A 20,972-nucleotide genomic window follows, 5' to 3' on the forward strand; every position below is an offset into this window, starting at 1 on the left:
CCACCCGGATGTGCAGCAGCGAACCCGCCTCAGATTTTTACGCAGGCAAATATCGCATTCCCGGATGTTGTGCTCCAAGGAGTGAGCTTTTCGTAATCATGCTCAAGTACATGAACCTCAAAGTAGGGCCGCAACAGCGTTTTTATCTCGTCGAAGCTCACCGCTACCATGGGATGCTCGTCATGCCAAACCTGGGTTTCATCAGCCATCGTTCTTTCGATACGCAACTTCAACGATTGCTGTTCGCCAACACCCGGGTAGTTCCAAGCGGAGCTGAAACTGAAAAGACCGTCATCGTGCAGGGCGGAATGAGAGACGAACGAATTGTTGTCGATCATGTTCTTGTCCACTGCGTTGAAGCAGAACACACCGTCGTCTTCCAATGCGCGATGCACGCTCGCGATCAAGGCCTCAAGCCGTTCGATGCCAGCACTGTAATGAATGGAATACAAAAAGCAGGTAATCAGATCCTGCGGCTCAGTCACTGTAAAACCACACATATCCTGCAGCGAGAACTGCGCTTCTGGGCAGCGCAGGGTAGCTCTATCGAGCATCGGCTGATTGATATCGAGCCCAGCGCTCTGGTAACCGGCATCAATGAAATGACGGACATGCGGCCCAGTCCCGCAAGCCAGATCAAGGTGCCGCTTACCCCCATTACCAAATAGCTGCTGCAACCGCAGAACACACTGGCTTTGCGCCAGATAATCGATATCGGCGCACATGAGATCGTAATAACCCGAAAGGTCGGTATAGAGGGCGTTGTGGGGCATGGGGACCTGAAGGTTTATTCGGAGTATGGAGGGGCACATCATATCCCAACCGAATCACAGGACGAGCAGGCGACTCATAGCCGTACTGTTCACCTCGTCTGCGAAGCAGATAAAATTCTTGGTGCTTGCATGGGCCACACGGCCAACCTCGTGAGACTGAAAAGACAAAGTTCGTGCAGACCTCAAGGCCTGCCGCTATAAAGAGCCCTCCCCTGCTTAAGGATCCAAGCGCGCATGAAATTCGATACCGCCTACTGCATCAGCCTCGACGACAAGCTGTCGATCTATGACGTGCGGGATCTGAATTTCGATGAAACCATGGCTTTCGATTCGGCCAAGGAAAGCTTTCAGTGCCCCCACGATGAGTGCCGCGCAGCGTTCGATGCCGCCAATGAGTTGGGCACTTTCAATGCCAAGAACGTCAATTACATCCGCACCCCGCACTTCAAGAACCTGCCCGCCACGCTTCATATAGAAGGCTGTCCTTACGGTGTCAGCAAAGGTACCGGCAGCATGGAGGGGGTAGCGGCCGAAGATGATCGAGAGGAACACTTTCCTTGCGAGTTGCTACTGGCCCGCCGCGTCTACGTACGCCAGCCCACCAGCCCGACAGTCACGGTGGATACGCCGCGAGACAATCCGCAAGCCATCCCGAGCAACGCTCGCACACAGCACACCGGGCGCGACAGCACTCCGGACAAGACCAGTGTCTTCGCCCATCCAGTGGAATGCTTTGTGTCGAACATCGACGACAAGGAGCTACTCAAGCGCATGCCGCTGAAGATCGGCGAGCACAGCGCGTCCTATGCCTCGTTCTTCAAGAAGATCGAGTACCTGCAGGACAACAAGGGACTGATCTACTGGGGCAAGATCAAGCAGATCAAGGATTACACCCAGAGTTTTCGCATCGACTTCGAACAGAAGGTCTGGTTCAAGGAAGACGGCGAGAGCAAGAAGAAGCCTTATTCGGTCAACGTCTACCTGAGCAAGAAACTGGTGGAGAACTACCGCAAGCGCAGCGCTTTCCTCGAGGAGATCAAGCACGCCATCGACAGCGACAAAGAGCTGTATTGCTTCTTCTATGGCGTCACCCCGGAGTTAAAGCAGGTGCCGAGCAAGAAAAATCCCGAAGCGAGCTTCGGAGTGTTCAGCGCCAATCTCGAAAACCTGGATCACTTCATTATTCGTGAGGCACCGGGGTTGGAGACGCAGTAACCCCAGGCTGTACTCCCTGTTGAACTGAGTGCAAGGCGATAATGAGCCACAGGCCCAGAACAATCGAGCCACCAAGCGTGAGGTTGCTATCACTGCAAGCACATGCAGAACAGCACCAGCAACAACAGGCCTACGTACACCCGGGCATGCACGCGGTCGGGGATCCGGCCGATCCAGGGCGCGGCCAGACGAATCCCCAGCAGCGAGCCAAGGGTCAACACCAGAAACGCCAGCAGGTCGACATAACCGACAAACCAGGGGCCAAGGTCAAACCGACTGAAACCTGCCAAGGCCATATAGGTAGTGGTGCCTGCCAATGCCACAGGCACGCTCAGGGGATTGGCCATGGAAGTGGCCTGGGTCATGCTCAGACCGCACCGACGCAATAAAGGGACAGTCATTACGCTGCCGCCTACACCGAGAAAGGTGGCGATGATGCCTATTCCTACACCGCCGAAGAGGGTTTCGCCGGCTCCCAGGCGACGCAACTGCTGTCGTTTCGATTGCTCAAGAAAACCGCGACGCAGCAGGCAATCGGCGACGGTGACTCCCAGGTAGACAATAAAGGCATAGCGAATCAGCTCGCCGCTGACCCACATGGCCCCGGCCGCGCCGAACATTGCCCCCAAACCGATGTAGCCCCCCAGGGGCCACAGGTAATGACGGATGAGATTGCCGGCGCGCTGATGCCGACGGCTGGCAACCAGGGCATTGACGATCATCACGCAGGTCGAGGTGGCCACCGCGATATGCATCGCCGACTGCCCTGCTACGGAGTCGGCGCCCTGGCTGCCCAACAACATCCAGTACAGCAGGGGCACCACCACAAACCCGCCGCCAAAGCCGAACAGCACGGAGCTGATGCCGGTCAAGCAACCAAAGAGTGCCAGCAGTAGGTAGAACATCGAGCAGCGTCCGTCAGAGGAAGAAGCCCTGGACAATAGAACGCTGCGACTTGGCCGGCTTCAGCAAGTCAGCCAATAATGTTTGCGTTTACGCCAAGCACGGAGTGGGTCGGCATGCGCAACATCTCCATCGAGCAACTGGATCAAACGCCACGCCCGGTGCTGTCCATCGGCACAGACTATGCCGATGGACAACGCCTGCCGCGCCACCGCCACCGACGCGCGCAACTGTTGTATGGCGCCACCGGGGTCATGCAAGTGAGTACCGACCAGGGTAATTGGGTCGTACCGCCCCAACGTGCAGTGTGGATTCCACCGGGGGTGGAGCATGAGGTACTGATGCTCGGGGTCAGCACCCGCAGCCTGTACATCGAACCTGCCGCCGCGCCTCTGGATAACAGCAGCTGCCAGGTCATCAATATTTCGCCGCTGTTGCGCCAACTGCTCCTGGAGTCGGTGGAAATGCCCCTGGAGTACGATCCAGACGGACGTGATGGGCTGTTGGTCAACCTTATGCTGTACGAAGTGCAGCGCTGCCCCGCATTGCCGCTGCACATTCCCTTGCCGGCTGATGGCCGCTTGTTGGCGCTGTGCCAGGCCTTCCTTGCACAGCCCGATATCCACCAACCCCCCACGCACTGGGCAGGCCAGTTGCATGTCAGCCTGCGGACCTTCAATCGCTGGTTCCGCCAACAGACCGGCATGAGCTTCGTGCAATGGCGCCAACAGGCCTGCGTAATCCAGGCCCTGGCACGGCTGGCAGCGGCAGAGCCAGTGACGCGCATAGCCCTGGAGCTGGGCTATGACAGCCCCGGCGCGTTCTCCACCATGTTCCGCCGGGTGCTGGGGCAATCTCCCACCAGCTACCTGAACCCAGGGCAACTGGACCCGGGAAAAACCTTGTGACCAAAGGCTCGCGCAGTGGCGAAAATTGGATTTGATCCGGGAACAAAACAACTGTACAAATAACCAGTATAAAGCCAACGTACTGCCTAATCTCCCGGAGAAAACCATGGCCTCTCTAGCGATGAAAATCACCCTGGAACGTATCGCCCTCTATCAATTCACCCCGCAGCACTGTGCCCAAGCCCGGGACATGCTGGATTGGGACATGGACCAACTGTCCAGCGAGTCCGCAGTCTCGGTGCAAGCCATCCAGCGCTTCGAGGCCGGTTACGAGGTGCGTGACGTAACCCGCCTGGCTCTGGCGTTCTGTCTTGAAGCCCAGGGCCTGGTGTTCTTCCCGGGCTTTACTCCCGGCCGCGGCATGAACATCAAGGGTGCCACCCCCAACCCCATGGAGCGCCCTGACTACGCCATGCTCGAATGAGCCAGCGCCTTGAACAGTTGATCACGCAAGGCCGGCGCTGACAGGTGGGTCGAGTCCAGGCGCATGACTGGACAGGCCAGGTTTTGGATCCAGGTTTCATGACGACGCAGACTGCGGGTTCCGTGGCCACCGTCGTCGTAACCAGCAGCCCAGGCAAGGAAGGTTTCGGTCGCGGCGTAGCGCTCGCCACCTTCGAAGATCTGCTCGCCGTAACGCAGGAACTCCCGCGCACGCAATCGTTGCAGGCGGACCTCAGGGTCCAGTTGCACCAGCACCGCCAGGGTGAAACTGGGAATCAGCACATCCCCCCAACCACAGAGCGAGCCGGACAGGACCCAGTCCGGCTCCGCCAGTACCTGGGCTTGCAGCTTATGGATCCGCTCCTCACGAGGGCGCCGGCAACTGAAGGGCTTGGCACTGGGTTGCCAGTAGAAATCATCGGAGTCGAAGTGCTTGCAGCGCAGATGCTCGGCCAGCTCCCGCCCCAGAGTCGTGGTCCCGGAGCCGGACGCGCCGAAAATGTGGATTCTGTTGGCCATGACGCCACTCCTTTGCGGCGGACATCCAGCAGGCTACTACAACCTCGCCTGTCTTCGCCCTGCCACATCGGCGCCAGGCCCGGATCAAGCAGACTCGACGCTCACCTGCTCCTGGGCACCTTCCACCTCGAGCCACCAGGCTCCTCCCCGCTGGGGTTGTGCCAGGCTGAAGGCTTCGCCCATCAGCGGCGTGGTAATGCTGATGCTGCGCTCCCAAGCCAAGGCCAGGATGCGGTCGAAGGGCTCGTGCCAGGCGTGCATGGCCAGATCGAAGGTGCCGTTGTGAATCGGCAGCAGCCAACGGCCCTGCAGATCGATATGAGCTTGCAGGGTTTGCTCCGGTTGCATATGTACGTGTGGCCATTCGACGTTGTAGGCCCCGGTTTCCATCAGTGTCAGGTCAAACGGACCGTATTGCTGGCCAATGCGTTTGAAGCCGTCGAAGTAACCGGTGTCGCCACTGAAGAAAATCCGCGTCGGTCCGTCGATCATCACCCAGGATGCCCACAAGGTGTGATTGCCATCGAACAGGCCGCGCCCGGAGAAATGTTGCGACGGCGTGGCAACAAATCGGATGCCGTCGACTTCACAGCCCTGCCACCAGTCCAACTGTCGGACCTTGGCCGCCGGCACGCCCCATTTGATCAAGGTATCTCCAACCCCCAGCGGGGTCAGAAAGTGCCGGGTCTTGTTCGCCAGGGTCAGCACCGTCTGGTGGTCCAGGTGATCGTAATGATCGTGGGAAAGAATCACCGCCTCTATCTCCGGCAGCGCATCCAGGCTGATGGGCGGCTGGTGGAAGCGCTTCGGACCGGCCCACTGCACCGGTGAGGCACGTTCGGCAAACACCGGGTCGGTGATCCAGAACTTGTCGCGCATTTTCAGCAACACCGTGGAGTGCCCAAGGCGAAAGACACTGTGATTAGGCGCCGCCTGCAGTTGCTCGCGGGTCAATGGCTGCACCGGTATGACTCCGGCCGGACGGGTATTGCTGGGTTTGTGGAACAGCATGTTCCAGAAAATCTGCAGGGTTTTACCGAAGCTGGCACGACGCACCGGCGCGTGATTACGAAAGGCACCCTGCTCCTGGCGCGAGGTTTCCTGACGGGGAGCACGGGTGATGCTGGACGAGAGAGTGGCCATGACTGAAATAACTCCATGGAACGCAACAAGGTTCCGAGGTTGCTCTGCGGGACGATCTACTGGCCAAGGCACGCAAGCATCAGCCGCCAATCAGTGTTTTCAAGAAAACTACACTACACAGTGTAGTTTCTACATTGCAACAGAATTAAGACGAAGTAGACTGCCGAGTGTTTTCACCATCCACCCTCACCGAACCCAACTTATGACAGCCCCGAAGCGCCTCACCGACCTCAAACGCCAGGCCATCATCCAGGCGGCGATCAACGAATTCCGCGCCAGCGGTTTCGAAGTCACCAGCATGGACAAGATTGCCGCGACGGCCGGGGTTTCCAAGCGCACGGTGTACAACCACTTCCCCAGCAAGGAAGAGCTGTTTGCTGAAATTCTGCATAAGCTCTGGGCCAGCATCAGCGCGCAATCGGAAATCGCCTACCGCAGCGACCTGCCCCTGCGCGGGCAGCTGGAGAAACTACTGCGGGCCAAGCTACAGCTGCTGGCGGACGACAACTTCCTCGATCTGGCCCGCGTGGCCATCGCTGCAGCCATCCACTCACCGGAACGGGCGCAAAACATGGTGGCGCGCCTGGGCGAACGGGAAGAAGGCCTGACCCTGTGGATTCGCGCCGCCCTGGCCGACGGCCGCCTCAAGCCAGTGGACCCGGAATTCGCTGCTTTGCAAATGCACGGACTGCTCAAAAGCTTTGCCTTCTGGCCTCAGATCACTCTAGGCCAGCCTCCCCTCGCAGCGGATATGCAGACTCAGGTCATTGAGTCGGCTCTGGACATGTTCCTCGCCCATTACCAGGCCTGAATCTGGGTACATCCGGCCGGATCACGTTCCTGGCCACTGTGAAATGGCTTCGAAGGACACTGATTATTCTCATTGGAATAAATGACAATATTCACCAGAGTGATCCGACAAGCGGCCATGCCGTAAAAACACCACCAGGTGTTTCAGTACAAAATCCAGTGCAGGAATTTATGGAAAATCAACGCGGCAAAGGGCTTTCATTTGCCCGGCGCATTTATCGGCCAAGGATTATCGGCCTGGGAATTGGCGCCATCAGCGTCTTCGCCACCCTCTATCCCCTGGATCTGCCCAACTGGACATGGGCCTTGCTTGTGTTCAATGGCCTGGTCTGGCCTCATCTGGCCTATCAACTTTCCACCCGTTCGGCCTTTCCCTACCAGGCGGAACGCCGCAACCTGCTGTATGACTCGCTGATGGGCGGATTCTGGACCGCCACCATGCAGTTCAACCCCCTGCCGGCGGTGACCATCCTGTCGATGATGGCCATGAACAACGTGGCCGCGGGCGGCTTGCGCCTGTTCATCCGTGGCAGTCTCAGCCAGTTTGCCGGAGTGCTGTTGTCCTGGGCGCTGTTCGGCGCCAGCTTCAATACCCAGATCACCGCGCTGCAGATCTATGCCTGCCTGCCGATGCTGACCCTCTACCCGCTGGCAGTGGGCATAGTCTGCTACCGGCTGGCAATCAAGCTGTCCGAACACAAGCGTGCCCTGAGTGCCCTGAGCCGCACCGACAGCCTCACCGGCCTGCTCAATCACGGCTCCTGGAAAGACCTGCTGCACATCAAGTTCCACAAGTGCCAACAACGGCAGATGGAAGCCAGCATCGCGCTGATCGACATCGACCACTTCAAGGCAATCAATGACACCTACGGCCACATCATCGGCGATACGGTGCTGCGCCATTTGAGCAGCGAACTGCGGCGCAATCTGCGTCATGACGACCTCGCCGGGCGCTACGGTGGCGATGAGTTCTGCGTGATCCTGCCGCGCATGAGCCAGTCGCAGGCGCTTGATGTCATGGAACGCCTGCGCCAGATCTTCAGCCAGTACCGACACCCCCAAGTACCCGAGCTGAAGGTCAGCCTGAGCATCGGCCTGGCCGCTTTCAGCCCTGACTTCCAGGACCCTTCCAGCTGGCTCAATGCTGCGGACAAAGCCCTGTATCTGGCGAAGAACGGTGGGCGCAACCAGACCGCCAACAATGCTGGCAAGTCCCATTTCGAGCAGACACAAATGGCATAAGCGCCCTATTAACTTGTACAAAAAAGAAGCAAAAAATATTTTTGTACAAGTTTATTTGGATTTTTCAGCGCCTCCGCCATCATAATGCCGCCACTTTGCTGCGGCGTAACAACCTCCTATGGAGGATTGCTGCCATAGCCAATCCACCCAACCCAATCGATTCGCAGCCGTTAACTCACCTCTTGATACGGCCAGCGGCGCTCGCCCGAAGCGTCGCCCGTTGCATCGCTGCGAATTTGTCTGTCAGTCATGGAGCGCTGGCATTGAGCAGATAGTGCCGAACGCCAGGGAGCTTTCGGCATACCGGCGCACTCAATAGGGATCGACGCAACGTTTCTCCCATAGAGCAGCCAACATGTTATTCAACCGTCACAACAAGACCATCGATTCCCAGCGCCAAACCATCACCGAACAAGCGCGCATGCTGGACGCTATCGACCGCTCCATGGCCGTGATCGAGTTCGATCTGCAGGGCAACGTACTGCGCGCCAACGACAACTTCCTCAAGACCCTGGGTTATCGAGAAGATCAAGTGATCGGCCAGCCCCATCGCCTGTTCTGCACCCCGGAATACGCCCGCAGCAGTGACTATCAGCAACTGTGGGCGCGCCTGAAAGACGGCCGCTTCGAATCGGGGACCTTTGAGCGCCTCGGCAGCACCGGGCAGAGCCTGTGGCTGGAAGCCAGCTACAACCCCATTCGGGACGAATCCGGCGCGGTATACAAAGTAGTCAAATACGCACTCGACGTCACCGCCAAGGTGCAAGCGGAAGTCGAGGCCCGGAGCAAACTGGAAGCCATTGACCGGGCGATGGCGGTAATCGAATTCAACCTCGACGGCAGCATCATCAGCGCCAACGCCAACTTCCTCAGCCGCACGGGCTACAGCCTGAACGAAATCCTGGGCAAACATCACCGGATGTTCTGCAAACCCGACCTGGTCAACAGCAGCGCCTACCAGGACTTCTGGAGCCGCCTGAACAAGGGCGAGTTCTTCAACGGCCAGTTCGAACGGATCGACAAGCACAGACGCACACTGTGGCTGGAAGCCAACTACAACCCGGTCTACGACGCCAGCGGGCGCCTGTACAAGGTGGTCAAGTACGCTGCCGACGTTACCCAGCAGGTGGAAAAACACGAGCAGGACGCCCAAAGCGCGAGCCAGGCTTATCACATCTCGGTCGAAACCCGTAAAGTCGCCGAGCAAGGCACCGAGGTGATCCAGCAGGCCGCCAGCGAAATGCGCCAGATCGCCGATAACATCGAAGACTCCTCATCGCTGATCGCCAAACTCGGTGAACGCTCCGAGCAGATCACCGCGATCGTCAACACCATCCGCGCGATTGCCGACCAGACCAACCTGCTGGCCCTCAACGCTGCCATCGAGGCCGCCCGGGCCGGGGAGCAGGGTCGCGGCTTTGCCGTGGTGGCCGATGAAGTCCGGCAACTGGCCTCACGCACCAGTGGCTCGACGGCGGAAATCTCCAGCATGATCGAGATGATCCAGAACGAAACGCTGCAAGCCATCAAGAGCATGGATGGCACCCGTGAGCGGGCGGCCAAGGGTGTCCAGTTGGCGGATCAGGCCGGTACGGTGATCCTGCAGATTCGCGATGGAGCCAGTGATGCGGTGCAGGCTGTGAGCATGTTCGCCGGCGCGCGCAGCACACCCTGAGGATCACTTTTGCGCAGGTCGACAGTGCCCCCGGGCCGAGCCTCGGGGCTATAGTGACCCGACGTCCCAGAGCCTGGCGGAGGCCATCATGAGTTCCAGCGACACCCCGGAAAAAACCGACCCGGTCATCGACCATCTGCGCTTTCACCGCGCCCACGCCCACCTGGCATCGACCTTCGGCAACGACAGCTTTGCCTTGAAGGCCGAAGCCTTTGCACGGTTCTTCGGCACCCCGACCTTTCTCGGCGCGCAAACCCTGATCGTGGTGGTCTGGATCGCCCTGAACCTGGCTGGAGTCACCCAGTTCGACGTCTATCCCTTCATCCTCCTGAACCTGGCTTTCAGCCTGCAAGCGGCCTACGCCGCCCCGCTGATTCTCCTGGCCCAGACTCGCCAGGCAGCCCGGGACAAGGCCCAAGCTGACGCGGATGCGCAACACCGTGAAGCCCTGGCCGTTGCCAACAGCGAGCGCCAGGCCCAGGCCGCACAGACCACCACACAACTGATGGCTCTGCTGGAACAGAACACCCGCCTGACGGAAATGACCAAAGAACTGACCGAACGCATCGAGACCCTCACCAGCGAAATGCACGAGCACTTCGTGCGCAAGGATCCACCGCAGGCCTGAGGATTTCAGGCCCAACGCAAGTGGCGCCCCAGCTCATCGAACAGCGTCACCACCGAGCGCAGGGCCCGACAGTCCGGACGGGTCAGCAGCCACAGGGCTGTTTCATGACCCACTGGCTCGCCCAACGCTTCCAGTCCGCCGCTGCCAACCAGAAAGTCCGGCAGCGCGGCAACCCCCAGGCCGGCACGCACCAGCTCGGTTACCGACAACATGCTGTTGCAACGGTAGCTGGGCTGTACGCCGGGCCACTGCTGGCGACGCCAGGCCACGGTGGGGTGATCGGGAAGAAAGTCATCCGGCGCTATCCACGCCACGTGTGACAGATCGCTGCAATCGACCCGTTGCCGGTACGCCGGGCTGGCGCACACGCGATATGACACCGCGCCCAGGCAGCGCCCCACCAGATGCTCGGGCGGTGTCGCGGTCAGGCGCACGGCAATATCCGCATCGCGCCGGTTGAGATTGGCGAAATCGTTGGAGGTACACAGCTCGATAACCAGCGCCGGATACTGCGGCATGAACTGCGCCAGGGCCGGTAGCAACAGGCCTTGCAACACCGAGTCGGTACAGGTCAGGCGTACTGTACCGCTGATCACCTCACCGCCCTGGGCCACACCGATCCGCGCTGCATCCAGGGCCTGTTCTGCCTGCTCGGCCTGCTGCGCCAAGGCCTGGGCCAGGCTGCTGGGCAGATAGCCAGCGCGACTCTTGTCGAACAGTTGCTGACCGAGCCCGGCTTCAAGCCGGCGCACGGCACGAAACACCGTCGAGACATCGACCTTGAGCAGGGCTGCAGCCCGGGCCAGGGAGCCGCCACGGACCAGGGCGAGAATCAGCGACAGGTCGGGATAGTCCAATTGATAGTGCGTGGCTGCATTGATCACTTGGGTAAACGCCAATATTGATTGCGTAAGCGCCAATCTATAGTGGCCTCAGGCAATCGACAAGTCAGCGCCATAACGGGAGAGCCCCATGCACGCACGCGTACCGACACCAACCATCCGTATCGCCTTGGTGGGGGATTATGATCCGCAGATCACCGCGCACCAGGCGATTCCCCTGGCACTCGATCGGGCTGCTGCCGACATCGGGATTCGTGTGGATTACCAGTGGCTGGCCACCCAGGCGCTGACCCACGCAGAACAGCTGGAAGGCTTCGATGGCATCTGGTGCGTACCTGGCAGCCCCTATCTGAATATCCATGGGACACTGCTGGCGATCCGCATGGCGCGGGAACAGCAACGCCCCTTCCTTGGCACCTGCGGCGGCTTTCAACACGCGGTTCTGGAATACGCTCGCAATGTGCTGGGCTGGGCCGATGCCGAACACGGCGAGATCGCGCCCGACGCCGAGCGAGTGCTGCTTACTCCCTTGAGCTGCGCCCTGGTGGAGGCCCACGAGCAGATTCGACTGCAAGCCGGCAGCCGCATCGCCAGGGCCTACGGCACCCAAGACATCGAGGAGGGTTATCGCTGCCGCTACGGGGTCAACCCGGACTTCGCCGGGCCCTTGCTCAGCGGCGCCCTGCGCCCCAGTGGCCATGATCAGGCCGGTGACTTGCGGGCCGTGGAACTGGATGGCCATCCGTTCTTCATCGCCACCCTGTTCCAACCCGAGCGCGCCGCCCTCCAGGGGTGCACGCCGCCCCTGACCACCGCCTTGCTCACCGCCTGCCTGGAGGCGCGCACGTGATCGGCCAGACACCCGCCCCGCCCTACTACGCGGTGATCTTCAGCTCCCAGCGCCGCGAAGCGGATTCCGCCTACGACCAGGCAGCCGCACGCATGGTCGAGCTGGCCCGCCAGCAACCGGGGTTTCTCGGAGTCGAATCGGCACGGGGCGAGGATGGTTTCGGTATCACGGTGTCCTACTGGGACAGTGAAGCGGCAATCCGTGCCTGGAAACATCACGCCGAACACAGCACCACCCGCGAGCGTGGTCGCGTCGACTGGTACACCTATTTTCATACCCGGGTGAGCAAGGTCGAACGCGCCTACAGCTTCGGCGTGTAAGGCAAGACCCTGAGCCACCGGAGACAGCGGTTCAGGGTCAAGAATGGCGTCAGCCCTCGGCGGTCGACAACAGATTGCGCACGGCCTGGATTTCCGGCAGGTCGCTGCGGCGCATGTACACCCGCAACGGTTCGCTGATATTGATCCGGTCGTCGATATTCTGATCCAGCAGCAACTGGATCTGCTCGCGCTTGAGGCTCATGGCCTGATCGGAAACCGGCGCCCAGACAAATTCGTTGGCCGGCACTATGGCGTCGTCGGCCACATCCATGCCGAAGGAGTCTTCGCTGAAACGCACGATGTAGCGCCCGCTCTTGCGATTGAAGCCGACAAAGCCCTTGAGCTGATCGGCAGCCTGGCAGATGAGTTCGGAGGTGATGCTCATGGTAAACCTCACTGTGAGTCCCGCAGGACTGGTGATCGATGGTCTACACGCGAGGCAAGGAAAAAGCTCTTTTCAGGCTTCCCTCTGATGGGGAAACTGCAGCGCCCAAGAGTACTGCAAAGCACCGGAAAAAACCCTCAAACCTGTAAATGAGAGGGATTTATATCGCTGCGCAGATAGCACAAGCGTCATTGAGTTGCTAAAAGATATCTCCTTGTACTTGCCTCCACGAAAGGATTTCGAGCATGCCAGCAACCTTCACCCCTTGTGCCCTGATACTGGGCCTGATGCTCGGTTGCGGCCTGGCCCAGGCCTCTGAACAGCCTGATCCAGATGCTCTCGCGGCCCGCCAGGGGATCCCGCAGCCGGCCGTGATCGCCCACCGTGGAGCCTCCTTCGACGCCCCCGAATCCACTGCGGCTTCCTACCGCCTGGCCCGCGATCTGGGCGCCGACTACCTTGAGATGGACCTGCAGCGCAGCAAAGACGGCGTGCTCTTCGCCCTGCACGACAACAACCTGCAACGCACCACCGATGTGGCGCAAAAATTCCCCGAGCGCAAGGACAGCCCGGCCACCGCCTTCACCATGGCCGAGCTGAAAACCCTCGACGCCGGCAGTTGGTTCAACCACGCCCACCCGGATCGTGCCCGGCCAGGTTTTGCCGGCCTGAAGATCCTCACCCTGGATGAAATCATCGACATCGCCCAGGGTAATCCGCAGCACAAGCCCGGGCTCTACATCGAAACCAAGGAGCCCCAGCTGTTCCCCGGCATCGAGCACGAACTCAAGGAAAAACTCCAGGACCGCGGCTGGCTGAGCCCGGCCGGTTCCAAGTTGGCGAAAAGCGAACTGGCGGTGGGCCAGGGCAAAGGCAAGGTGGTGTTGCAGACCTTCGACAAACACAGCCTGGAGTTGCTGCACAAGGAAATGCCCAAGGTGCCAAAAGTCCTGCTGCTGTGGGTGGGCGCCGGCAGCATCGAACCGGCCTCCGGCCAGACCTTCGCCAACAGCGGCGAAACCGACAAGGCCGTGTTCTACGCCAAGCAGCAACCCAAGGACCAGGCCGAGTTCAAGCGCTGGGTCGACTACGCCAAGGCCCAGGGCGCCATTGGCACTGGCCCCTCTGCAGCCCTGGCAGCAGGAGGCGACCAGAGCTACTCGGACCTGGTGCAACCCTGGATGAATCGATACACCCACGACCAGGGCCTGCTGGTGCACGTCTACACCATCGACGAGCCAGTGGACTTCCAGACAGTCATGGACGCCGGGGTCGATGGCGTCTTCACCAACCGCAGCGCCGAACTGCTCAAGTACTTCAAGCGCCCGGCCACAGCCAGCGTTGCCCAACTGCTGGAGGCCAGCGGTTACTGAATGTCCCTCTCACCCTGGAGCGGCGAGCTCTGGTTGGGCCATGACTTTGGCCTGATCCACGGAACCATGGGGTGCACTGCACCCCATGCCCACTACGCCCATCAACTGATCATCGCGCCCGAGCAGCCGGTCACGCTGGAGCTCGATGGCACCCGGCAAACCGGCCATTACCTGTTTATCGAAGCCTTGCACCGCCACGCGATCATCCAGGCCCCCGACCGGGTCTTCACGGTCTATGCCGAGCCACTGCTGCTGACTGCCGAAAGCTTGCAGATGGCTGTCCGCGACGCGGCCCCCTCATTGCCCGGCCTGGAAGCGGCGTTGCGCCGCTGCCCACGCCAGCCCATTGCCGACCGCCGTGTCGCCAGGGCGCTGATGGTGCTGGACACCGCACCGGGCGACAAGGTTGCGGCCACGCAACTGGCCGTCCAGGCGAATGTGTCCCTGAGCCAGCTGGAAAGGCTGTTCGCCCGTGATGTCGGCCTACCGGTACGGCGCCTGGTGCTATGGAGGCGCTTGCGCCTGGCCATGGCCCTGTTGCTGGGGGGCCAAGCCATTACCCAGGCGGCTCACGGTGCCGGGTTCGCCGACACCGCGCATTTCTGCCGTACCTTGAAGGCACTGTTCGGCGTCACGGCCAGCCAGGCGTTGAAAACCCTCAGGCCCCGCCTGCTGGATTGACCCGGCGACGCAGCGCTTCGGGCACCTTGGGTTCTGGCGTGTAGCGCGGGGTCTTGAACGGCTCCAGTAACTGCGGCCAGTAATCGACGGGATAATCCGCACGGCTGCCGATGCCCAGGTCACCCTGGCGCATCGAGTAGTCGTCCCGATAGAACGCGGTGCCCAACAACCAGTCCCAGAGATTGAAGAACAGGCCGAAATTCACATCCCCGGCGCGTCCGTACTTCATATGGTGGAAACGATGCAGCGGCGCCCAGGCGAACACCCACCGCAGAGGCCCCAGGCGCATATCGACATTGGAATGCTGCAACAGCAATTGAATGGCGATGGCCAGGGCCAGCAATTGTGCCACCGGCAGTGGAATGCCCAGCACCAGCAGCGGCAGCAATCCCGCCGAAGCCTCCAGTAGCTGGTGCAGGGGATGCTTGAGCAAACCGTTGAAGCCGTACATGCGCGGCACACTGTGATGCACCGCATGCAAGCGCCAGAGCCAGGCCCAGCGATGGCTGGCGTAATGAGCCAGAGTAATACCGCAATCGGCGATCACTATCGCCAGCAGCAACTGCCCCCAGAGCGGCCAATCCTGGGGCCACAACCCCTCATGACCAAGCAGCGCCACCAGCCCCGGCAGCGCCAGCAGGCCCACGACGTTCAGGCTCTCATTGACCAGGGCATGCAGAATGTCCCGCAGCCGATCGCCCTGGGAGCGGTTCCAGACAGGCTCGTAAGGCAAGCCCCACTCAGCCAGGAATGACACTCCAAGCGCCACTATGAACAACAGCAACAACCCGCCAGGGAAGGTCTTGCCCCCACTCATCAACCACAGACCCGTGCCGATGAACCCGCCAAAGAACAAGGGGGCGTACAACCACGCAAGCATTCGTTTCATCCACGTTGTCTCCTGTAGAGGGAGACGCCAGCTTGCGGCTGGCCCCGGCTTCCTGGCTTGAACAAACGGCGCAAAGCGTGACCTGAATTAAGGGTGAATTAAGTTGCAGCGACTAACCTGTGCCCATCGAAACCCATCACCTCAAGGAAGCAACCCATGACCAAGTTCTCCGCTCTGTTTGCCGCTGCCGCCCTAACCCTGACTGCCGGCCTGGCCCAGGCCGATGTGCGTCCGGACCTGATCCCGGGCCTGATCAAGTCCGGCGCCATCATGGATCTGGAAAAGCTCAACCAGACCGCCCTGGCCCAGCACCCCGGCACCACTGCTGCCAGCATTACCGACACCGAGCTGGAGCAGACCGCCACCGGCGCCTACGTCTATCAAGTGGAACTGCGTGACAGCAAAGGCATCGAGTGGGACGTGGACCTGGACGCCAAGACCGGCAAGGTCCTGAGCAACAAGCAAGACAAGTAAGCCCCCCGGCACAACGGCCGCGTCCCTGTTACAGGGGACGCGGCGGTTTTTTTAGGCCGCTGGAAAATCGCCGCCAGCAACAAATTTCTCGCCAGGCCCCAGGTATCTGCCCCCTGTCGCGCCCGGCTCGCTAGAATCATCCAGGCCGTCGACGCAGCAGGGCGTCGAGATTCCATGCAGAGACAGAAATGGGCCTTATAGCAGTCGACATCGCCACCATCGGCCGGATCAGTGCAGTCCCGGCGATGCTCCAGGTCATCCGGGAAATGACCGGTTTGCGCTTCGCCGCCGTGGCCCGGGTCACCGAGCACTCCTGGCACGTCTGTGCCGTACTCGATCAGTTGGACTTCGGCCTCAAGGTCGGCGGCGAACTGGATGTGGTGACCACCCTGTGCCACGAAATCCGTGCGGCCCATGTTTCGGTGGTGATCGACAAGGCCAGTGAAGACCCGCTTTACCACAACCATCACACCCCGCGCCTGTACGGCTTCGAAAGCTATATTTCGGTTCCGGTGTTTCGCACCGATGGACGTTTTTTCGGCACCATCTGTGCCCTCGACCCGAGTCCCCTGCCCCTCAAGGCCAGCGCTATCCAGAGCACCATGGAGTCCTTCGCGCGCTTGCTGTCGCTGCAGATCGAGGCCGAGGAAAGCCAGCAACAGACCGAAGCGGCCTTGCAACAGGAGCGGCATACCGCCGAGTTGCGCGAGCAGTTCATCGCCGTGCTCGGCCACGACCTGCGCAACCCGCTGTTCGCCATCAACGTCGGGGCCGAACGCCTGTTGCGCAAACACCAGAGCCCCGACACCGATCCCCTGGTGCAGCATATCCTGGCCTGCAGCAACCGTGCCGCGCAGTTGGTGGAGGATGTCCTGGACTTCGCCAGAGGCCGCCTGGGGCCGGGCATTACCCTGGACCTGGCGCCCTGCCCCGACCTGGAACAGGTGCTGCGCCATGTGATCGCCGAAGTGCAGAACGTGCACCCACAGCGCACCATCCAGTGCCGGATCGACGACCTGCAGGGTATTCACTGCGATCGCCAACGTATCGCCCAGTTGCTCTCCAACCTGGTGGCCAACGCCATCTGCCATGGTACGGCGCAGGGCGTGGTAGAGGTCGAGGCAGAACAGCAGTCTGAACAGTTGGTGCTGCGAGTGAAAAACCAGGGACTGATCCCCGAGCAAGTCCTGCCCCGGTTGTTTCAGCCCTACTCACGCCCGGTCAGCGACACGCCCCAGGCCGGACTTGGCCTGGGGTTGTACATTGCCCAGCAGATCGCCCAAGCCCACGGGGGACAATTGGAAGTGGTCTCCAACCCGCAGCAAGGCACCGTGTTCAGTTTCAGCCTGCCACTGAGCCTGAAGGCTTAAGCCCTGGTACTGACCAAGGATCCCGAAGTGCTGCCACTGGAGTCCTGCAGTGCCTGGAGCAAGGCCGCTGTAGCGGTCTGCAAAGACGCACTGGTGCTGGCCACCTGAGACTGCGCGGCCGCCACTGCAGCGGCCTTGGCATCGGCGCTTTGCTGCTTGCCTTGGGCCGCCTGCAACTGCTGTTGCTGCTCCTGCAGTTGCTTTTGCAGCTCGGCGACCTGCTTGCGCAACGCCTTCACCGAATCGCTGCTCGAATCCTCGCTGCTGGCACTGCCGCCCGCAGCCGCGCCCCCTGCCGCCGGCGCCTTGCCGCTAGCGCTGGCGGTGGTCGTGCTGCCAGTGGTGGTAGCGGAGGTCTCGCTGGTAGCGCTGCCGCTGCCGGCGATACTGGTCTTGGTCGGGCTGACCTGGGTCTGGTTGATCGAGATCGAAGTGATGCTGACCATGGCATGTGTCCTGATACGGGAAGATACCCGATCATCGACAAACGCCCCGGCCACTTGAGAGTGATCGTGTATCGGCCTGGTAAGCAGGCCGATACAGGAAGACTGGCCTCAGGCGCTCAAACGCGCCGTCACCTCGTTCAGTTGTGCCGACAGGCCATGCAGATTGCGGCTTGCCGCTTCAGTGCGCTGAACGTTGTCGAGATTGGTACTGGCAATGGAGGTGATCTCGGTGAGGTTGCGGGAAATATCCTCGGCCACCGAGGTCTGTTCCTCGGCAGCGGTCGCGATCTGCCGATTCATGTCGCGAATCGCTTCCACCGCCTCGGTGATGCGTTCCAGCATGGCCCCGGCCTGGGTCACCTGCTGCACACTCTGCTCGCTGCGGGACTGGCCACTCTCGATGGCCTGGGCCGCGTCCACCGCCCCGGTCTGCACGGTCTGGATGATCTGGTTGATCTCGGTAATCGAGGCGGCAGTGCGCTGGGCCAGGCTGCGTACCTCATCGGCGACCACCGCAAAACCACGCCCGGCCTCTCCGGCCCGGGCGGCTTCGATGGCGGCGTTGAGGGCCAGCAGGTTGGTCTGTTCGGCGATCCCCTGAATCACTTCCAGCACCTTGCCGATACGCCCACTGTCGGCTTCCAGACGACGGATCACCGAGGCGGTGTTGGCGATCTCGCCACGCATCTGGGTGATGGTGTGGATGGTGCTCTGCATCACCTGCTCACCCTGCTGCGCCGACTGGTCGGCATCGTCCGCTGCGCGTGCAGCATCGGCAGCATGGCGCGCCACTTCCTGGGCGGTGGCGGACATCTCGTTCATCGCCGTGGCCACCTGATCGGTGCGGCTGAACTGCTCGTTGGTGCCCTGGGACATCAAGGTGGCGATGGAGTTGAGCTCGCCACTGGAGCTGTCTAGGTCCGAAGCGCTGCGCTGCAGGCTGCTGAAGGTCTGGGCGAGGAAATCGCGCAAGGTATTGGCGGCCATCGCCAGCTTGCCCAACTCATCCTGGCGCTCGCTGGCCACCCGCTGGGAGAACTGCCCACGGCTGAGCTGCGCAACATAATCGATCAACTCGCGGATCGGCTGCACCAGGCTGCGGTTGACCAGCCACAGGCTGAGCAGACCGATCAGCAGGCCAGAAGCGAGCATCACCAGGATGCCCAGCCACACCGTACGGTCGGCCGCTGCGCTGATCTCTTGCGATTGCTGTTCGCCGTGCTTGCGCAACTCGGTCACCAGCTCACTCATCTGCTCGCTGGCAGCCCGGTCCACGCCCTTGACTGCGGCGTCGCCGGCACTCGGATCAGCCCCGCCCGCAACATAGGCATCACGCCCCTTCTGATAGGCCGCAGCCAACAGCCGGTGCTCCTCCGCCAGACGCTGTACCCGGCTCTTGAGGACTGCATCGAGCCCCGGGGTCTGCGCCAGCTGACCGAGGATGTTCTGCACATCCCGCTGACGATCTTCGAACAACTGCCAGTACTTGTTCATCTCCTGGGGCTGCTTGCCCCGCAGCAGCACGTTCTTCCACTCCTGCACCTGACTCTTGAATTGCAGGTTGGCCTCATCAATCAACTGCGAACTGTGCAGCGGGCCCTCGATCAACTGGCGGTAGCTCTGCACGCCACCGGACAGCAAGTGAAAGCTCGCCAGGGCGATCAACAGCATCGCCAACAGGCTACCGCTCAGCAGGGCAAGAATTTGCGCTCTCAGGGATTTTTGCAAAAACATCGAGGAAATCTCATAGCAGGGATAGAGCAGGCCCGATGGGGCTTGCGTAGGTTCTGACATCCCTGTCAGGCACATTCGAGGCGGATCGACTGCGTATTGCATGTGAGCGTGATCGGCACCCGCGAAATAATCTTGAGCGCCGCCGACCATCGGTATGTCACGGCCCATGGTGCACTTCAAAACGTCACAAAACTGTCAAAGAGCCTTGCCATGATGGGGTCCAAGTGAACCGGTGAAATTCGCGCCAGGCACTGTCCCTCCTGCGAGACCCCATGAATCACAGCATCGACCAGAGTCACCGCGATTCCGATCTGTTTGGCCTGCTCTACGGTTTCAGCTTTCGTAGCGGTGAACGCGGCCGTGAACTGGATTCCGCCAAGGCCCTGCAAGCCCTGCAACAACCGCAAGACAGCAATGAATTCCTCTGGCTGCACCTGAACCTGGCCCACGCTGCCTGCGAACGCTGGATGAAGGCCCACCTGCAACTGCCGGACGAGTTCTTCGAAGCCCTGCACGAAGGCTCGCGCTCGACCCGTATCGAACATGTCGACTCGGCTCTGCTGGCAGTGGTCAACGACGTGGTGTTCAACTTCAGCAGCATGGTCTCCTCGGACATCTCCACCCTGTGGGTCTGCGTGCGCAGCAACCTGATCATCAGCGCCCGCCTGCAACCGCTGCACTCGGTGGACAAGCTGCGCTCATCGGTCAAGGCCGGGGAACGCTTTCGCTCACCCCTGGAACTGCTGGCACACCTGCTGCGGGACCAGGGCGAAGTGCTGACCCAGATCGTGCGCAAGACCAGCCTCAGCGTCGACCAGATCGAAGACCAACTGCTGGCGGCAAGGGTCTCCAGCAACCGGGCGGAACTGGGGGCCATGCGCCGGGTGCTGGTGCGCCTGCAACGGCTGTTGGCCCTGGAGCCGGGCTCGCTGCTGCGCCTGCTGAACCGCCCGCCGCAATGGCTGCAGAAGGAAGACGTCAAGGAGCTGCGCAAGTCCACCGAAGAATTCGCTCTGATCATCAACGACCTCACGGTCCTCGGAGAGCGGATCAAACTGCTGCAGGAAGAGATCGCCGCCAACCTCAACGAACAGACCAACCGTACCCTGTTCACCCTGACCGTGGTCACGGTACTGGCCTTGCCGATCAACATCATCGCCGGTTTCTTCGGCATGAACGTCGGCGGTATTCCCCTCTCCGGCGACCCGGAGGGTTTCTGGATCCTGGTGGCGCTGGTGGCCACCTTCACCGTGATTGCCGGACGCTGGGCCTTCCGCAAGCGTCAGGACTACTGAAACTCCCCCCTGTAGGAGCCGGCTTGCCGGCGAAGGCGAGCACAAGGCCGGCG

At 61.0% G+C, this 20,972-nt stretch carries 22 protein-coding genes and 2 pseudogenes; 15 read left to right on the forward strand and 9 right to left on the reverse strand.

The features are described from left to right. Nucleotides 1-29: 29 nt before the first annotated feature. A complete protein-coding gene (locus tag GV819_RS10625) occupies nucleotides 30-773 on the reverse strand; it encodes a class I SAM-dependent DNA methyltransferase (RefSeq protein WP_161756026.1) in 744 nt (247 codons plus the stop codon). 234 nt (nucleotides 774-1,007) lie between these two features. On the opposite strand from GV819_RS10625, the gene GV819_RS10630 reads away from it, so the two are divergent. Beyond that, on the forward strand, nucleotides 1,008-1,988 hold the full coding sequence (locus GV819_RS10630) for a hypothetical protein (protein ID WP_161756027.1): 981 nt from the start codon (nucleotides 1,008-1,010) through the stop codon (nucleotides 1,986-1,988). A gap of 89 nt (nucleotides 1,989-2,077) precedes the next feature. Here the strand turns inward: GV819_RS10630 and GV819_RS10635 are convergent, their stop codons facing one another. After that, nucleotides 2,078-2,893, reverse strand: coding sequence for a sulfite exporter TauE/SafE family protein (locus GV819_RS10635; protein ID WP_161756028.1), 816 nt, complete (start codon nucleotides 2,891-2,893; stop codon nucleotides 2,078-2,080). A gap of 114 nt (nucleotides 2,894-3,007) precedes the next feature. Between GV819_RS10635 and GV819_RS10640 the strand changes: the two genes are divergently transcribed. Both GV819_RS10640 and GV819_RS10645 read left to right on the forward strand, forming a co-directional pair. Then, nucleotides 3,008-3,799 (forward strand): AraC family transcriptional regulator, encoded by a 792-nt coding sequence (locus tag GV819_RS10640; protein WP_161756029.1) that lies wholly within the window; start codon nucleotides 3,008-3,010, stop codon nucleotides 3,797-3,799. A 106-nt stretch (nucleotides 3,800-3,905) separates the two neighbouring features. Continuing rightward, nucleotides 3,906-4,223, forward strand: coding sequence for an XRE family transcriptional regulator (locus GV819_RS10645; protein WP_161756030.1), 318 nt, complete (start codon nucleotides 3,906-3,908; stop codon nucleotides 4,221-4,223). On the opposite strand, the gene GV819_RS10650 is transcribed toward GV819_RS10645, so the two are convergent. Then, on the reverse strand, nucleotides 4,205-4,762 hold the full coding sequence (locus GV819_RS10650) for an AAA family ATPase (protein ID WP_161756031.1): 558 nt from the start codon (nucleotides 4,760-4,762) through the stop codon (nucleotides 4,205-4,207). The two genes, GV819_RS10645 and GV819_RS10650, sit on opposite strands and share 19 nt — an antisense overlap. Before the next feature lie 84 nt (nucleotides 4,763-4,846). Continuing rightward, complete coding sequence (locus tag GV819_RS10655; RefSeq protein WP_161756032.1) at nucleotides 4,847-5,905, reverse strand: MBL fold metallo-hydrolase; 1,059 nt, start codon at nucleotides 5,903-5,905, stop codon at nucleotides 4,847-4,849. Between the two features lie 202 nt (nucleotides 5,906-6,107). Here GV819_RS10655 and GV819_RS10660 point away from each other — a divergent pair, with 202 nt between their 5' ends. From GV819_RS10660 to GV819_RS10675, 5 genes and pseudogenes are all read left to right on the forward strand, one after another. Next, nucleotides 6,108-6,716, forward strand: coding sequence for a TetR/AcrR family transcriptional regulator (locus GV819_RS10660; RefSeq protein ID WP_161756033.1), 609 nt, complete (start codon nucleotides 6,108-6,110; stop codon nucleotides 6,714-6,716). Between the two features lie 170 nt (nucleotides 6,717-6,886). Further along, nucleotides 6,887-7,957: a diguanylate cyclase gene (locus GV819_RS10665; RefSeq protein WP_161756034.1), complete on the forward strand. Its 1,071-nt coding sequence runs from the start codon at nucleotides 6,887-6,889 to the stop codon at nucleotides 7,955-7,957. Between the two features lie 445 nt (nucleotides 7,958-8,402). After that, nucleotides 8,403-9,086: pseudogene (locus GV819_RS33710) on the forward strand (PAS domain-containing protein); the annotation flags it as partial. Between the two features lie 108 nt (nucleotides 9,087-9,194). Beyond that, nucleotides 9,195-9,632, forward strand: a pseudogene (locus tag GV819_RS33715) (methyl-accepting chemotaxis protein); the annotation flags it as partial. 88 nt (nucleotides 9,633-9,720) lie between these two features. After that, nucleotides 9,721-10,260 carry a DUF1003 domain-containing protein gene (locus GV819_RS10675; protein ID WP_161756036.1) on the forward strand — a complete coding sequence of 180 codons (540 nt, stop codon included), beginning with the start codon at nucleotides 9,721-9,723 and terminating at the stop codon, nucleotides 10,258-10,260. Between the two features lie 5 nt (nucleotides 10,261-10,265). Here GV819_RS10675 and GV819_RS10680 read toward each other — a convergent pair whose 3' ends face one another. Then, on the reverse strand, nucleotides 10,266-11,144 hold the full coding sequence (locus tag GV819_RS10680; RefSeq protein ID WP_161756201.1) for a LysR family transcriptional regulator: 879 nt from the start codon (nucleotides 11,142-11,144) through the stop codon (nucleotides 10,266-10,268). An 88-nt stretch (nucleotides 11,145-11,232) separates the two neighbouring features. On the opposite strand from GV819_RS10680, the gene GV819_RS10685 reads away from it, so the two are divergent. Beyond that, on the forward strand, nucleotides 11,233-11,952 hold the full coding sequence (locus GV819_RS10685; protein WP_161756037.1) for a CTP synthase C-terminal region-related (seleno)protein: 720 nt from the start codon (nucleotides 11,233-11,235) through the stop codon (nucleotides 11,950-11,952). Then, nucleotides 11,949-12,272 (forward strand): antibiotic biosynthesis monooxygenase family protein, encoded by a 324-nt coding sequence (locus tag GV819_RS10690; RefSeq protein WP_161756038.1) that lies wholly within the window; start codon nucleotides 11,949-11,951, stop codon nucleotides 12,270-12,272. Before GV819_RS10685 ends, GV819_RS10690 begins: the two co-directional genes overlap by 4 nt. Before the next feature lie 49 nt (nucleotides 12,273-12,321). Here GV819_RS10690 and GV819_RS10695 read toward each other — a convergent pair whose 3' ends face one another. Then, nucleotides 12,322-12,657 carry a DUF2025 family protein gene (locus GV819_RS10695; RefSeq protein WP_161756039.1) on the reverse strand — a complete coding sequence of 112 codons (336 nt, stop codon included), beginning with the start codon at nucleotides 12,655-12,657 and terminating at the stop codon, nucleotides 12,322-12,324. A 245-nt stretch (nucleotides 12,658-12,902) separates the two neighbouring features. Between GV819_RS10695 and GV819_RS10700 the strand changes: the two genes are divergently transcribed. Together GV819_RS10700 and GV819_RS10705 are read left to right on the forward strand one after the other, a co-directional pair. Continuing rightward, nucleotides 12,903-14,030: a glycerophosphodiester phosphodiesterase gene (locus GV819_RS10700; RefSeq protein ID WP_161756040.1), complete on the forward strand. Its 1,128-nt coding sequence runs from the start codon at nucleotides 12,903-12,905 to the stop codon at nucleotides 14,028-14,030. Then, nucleotides 14,031-14,711 (forward strand): helix-turn-helix transcriptional regulator, encoded by a 681-nt coding sequence (locus GV819_RS10705; RefSeq protein ID WP_161756041.1) that lies wholly within the window; start codon nucleotides 14,031-14,033, stop codon nucleotides 14,709-14,711. Here the strand turns inward: GV819_RS10705 and GV819_RS10710 are convergent. After that, a complete protein-coding gene (locus GV819_RS10710) occupies nucleotides 14,689-15,600 on the reverse strand; it encodes a sterol desaturase family protein (protein WP_161756042.1) in 912 nt (303 codons plus the stop codon). The genes GV819_RS10705 and GV819_RS10710 overlap by 23 nt on opposite strands. Nucleotides 15,601-15,756: 156 nt before the next feature. Here GV819_RS10710 and GV819_RS10715 point away from each other — a divergent pair, with 156 nt between their 5' ends. Together GV819_RS10715 and GV819_RS10720 are read left to right on the forward strand one after the other, a co-directional pair. Continuing rightward, nucleotides 15,757-16,074, forward strand: coding sequence for a PepSY domain-containing protein (locus GV819_RS10715; RefSeq protein WP_161756043.1), 318 nt, complete (start codon nucleotides 15,757-15,759; stop codon nucleotides 16,072-16,074). Between the two features lie 188 nt (nucleotides 16,075-16,262). Continuing rightward, nucleotides 16,263-17,444 carry a GAF domain-containing sensor histidine kinase gene (locus GV819_RS10720; RefSeq protein ID WP_161756044.1) on the forward strand — a complete coding sequence of 394 codons (1,182 nt, stop codon included), beginning with the start codon at nucleotides 16,263-16,265 and terminating at the stop codon, nucleotides 17,442-17,444. Here GV819_RS10720 and GV819_RS10725 read toward each other — a convergent pair. Next, complete coding sequence (locus GV819_RS10725; protein WP_161756045.1) at nucleotides 17,441-17,890, reverse strand: hypothetical protein; 450 nt, start codon at nucleotides 17,888-17,890, stop codon at nucleotides 17,441-17,443. The genes GV819_RS10720 and GV819_RS10725 overlap by 4 nt on opposite strands. 108 nt (nucleotides 17,891-17,998) lie before the next feature. Further along, nucleotides 17,999-19,624 (reverse strand): methyl-accepting chemotaxis protein, encoded by a 1,626-nt coding sequence (locus tag GV819_RS10730; protein WP_161756046.1) that lies wholly within the window; start codon nucleotides 19,622-19,624, stop codon nucleotides 17,999-18,001. Between the two features lie 272 nt (nucleotides 19,625-19,896). Here GV819_RS10730 and GV819_RS10735 point away from each other — a divergent pair, with 272 nt between their 5' ends. After that, nucleotides 19,897-20,919: a transporter gene (locus GV819_RS10735; RefSeq protein WP_161756047.1), complete on the forward strand. Its 1,023-nt coding sequence runs from the start codon at nucleotides 19,897-19,899 to the stop codon at nucleotides 20,917-20,919. Nucleotides 20,920-20,972: the final 53 nt, after the last annotated feature.

It is taken from the genome of Pseudomonas sp. Fl5BN2, from assembly GCF_009908205.1.
GTDB lineage: Bacteria > Pseudomonadota > Gammaproteobacteria > Pseudomonadales > Pseudomonadaceae > Aquipseudomonas.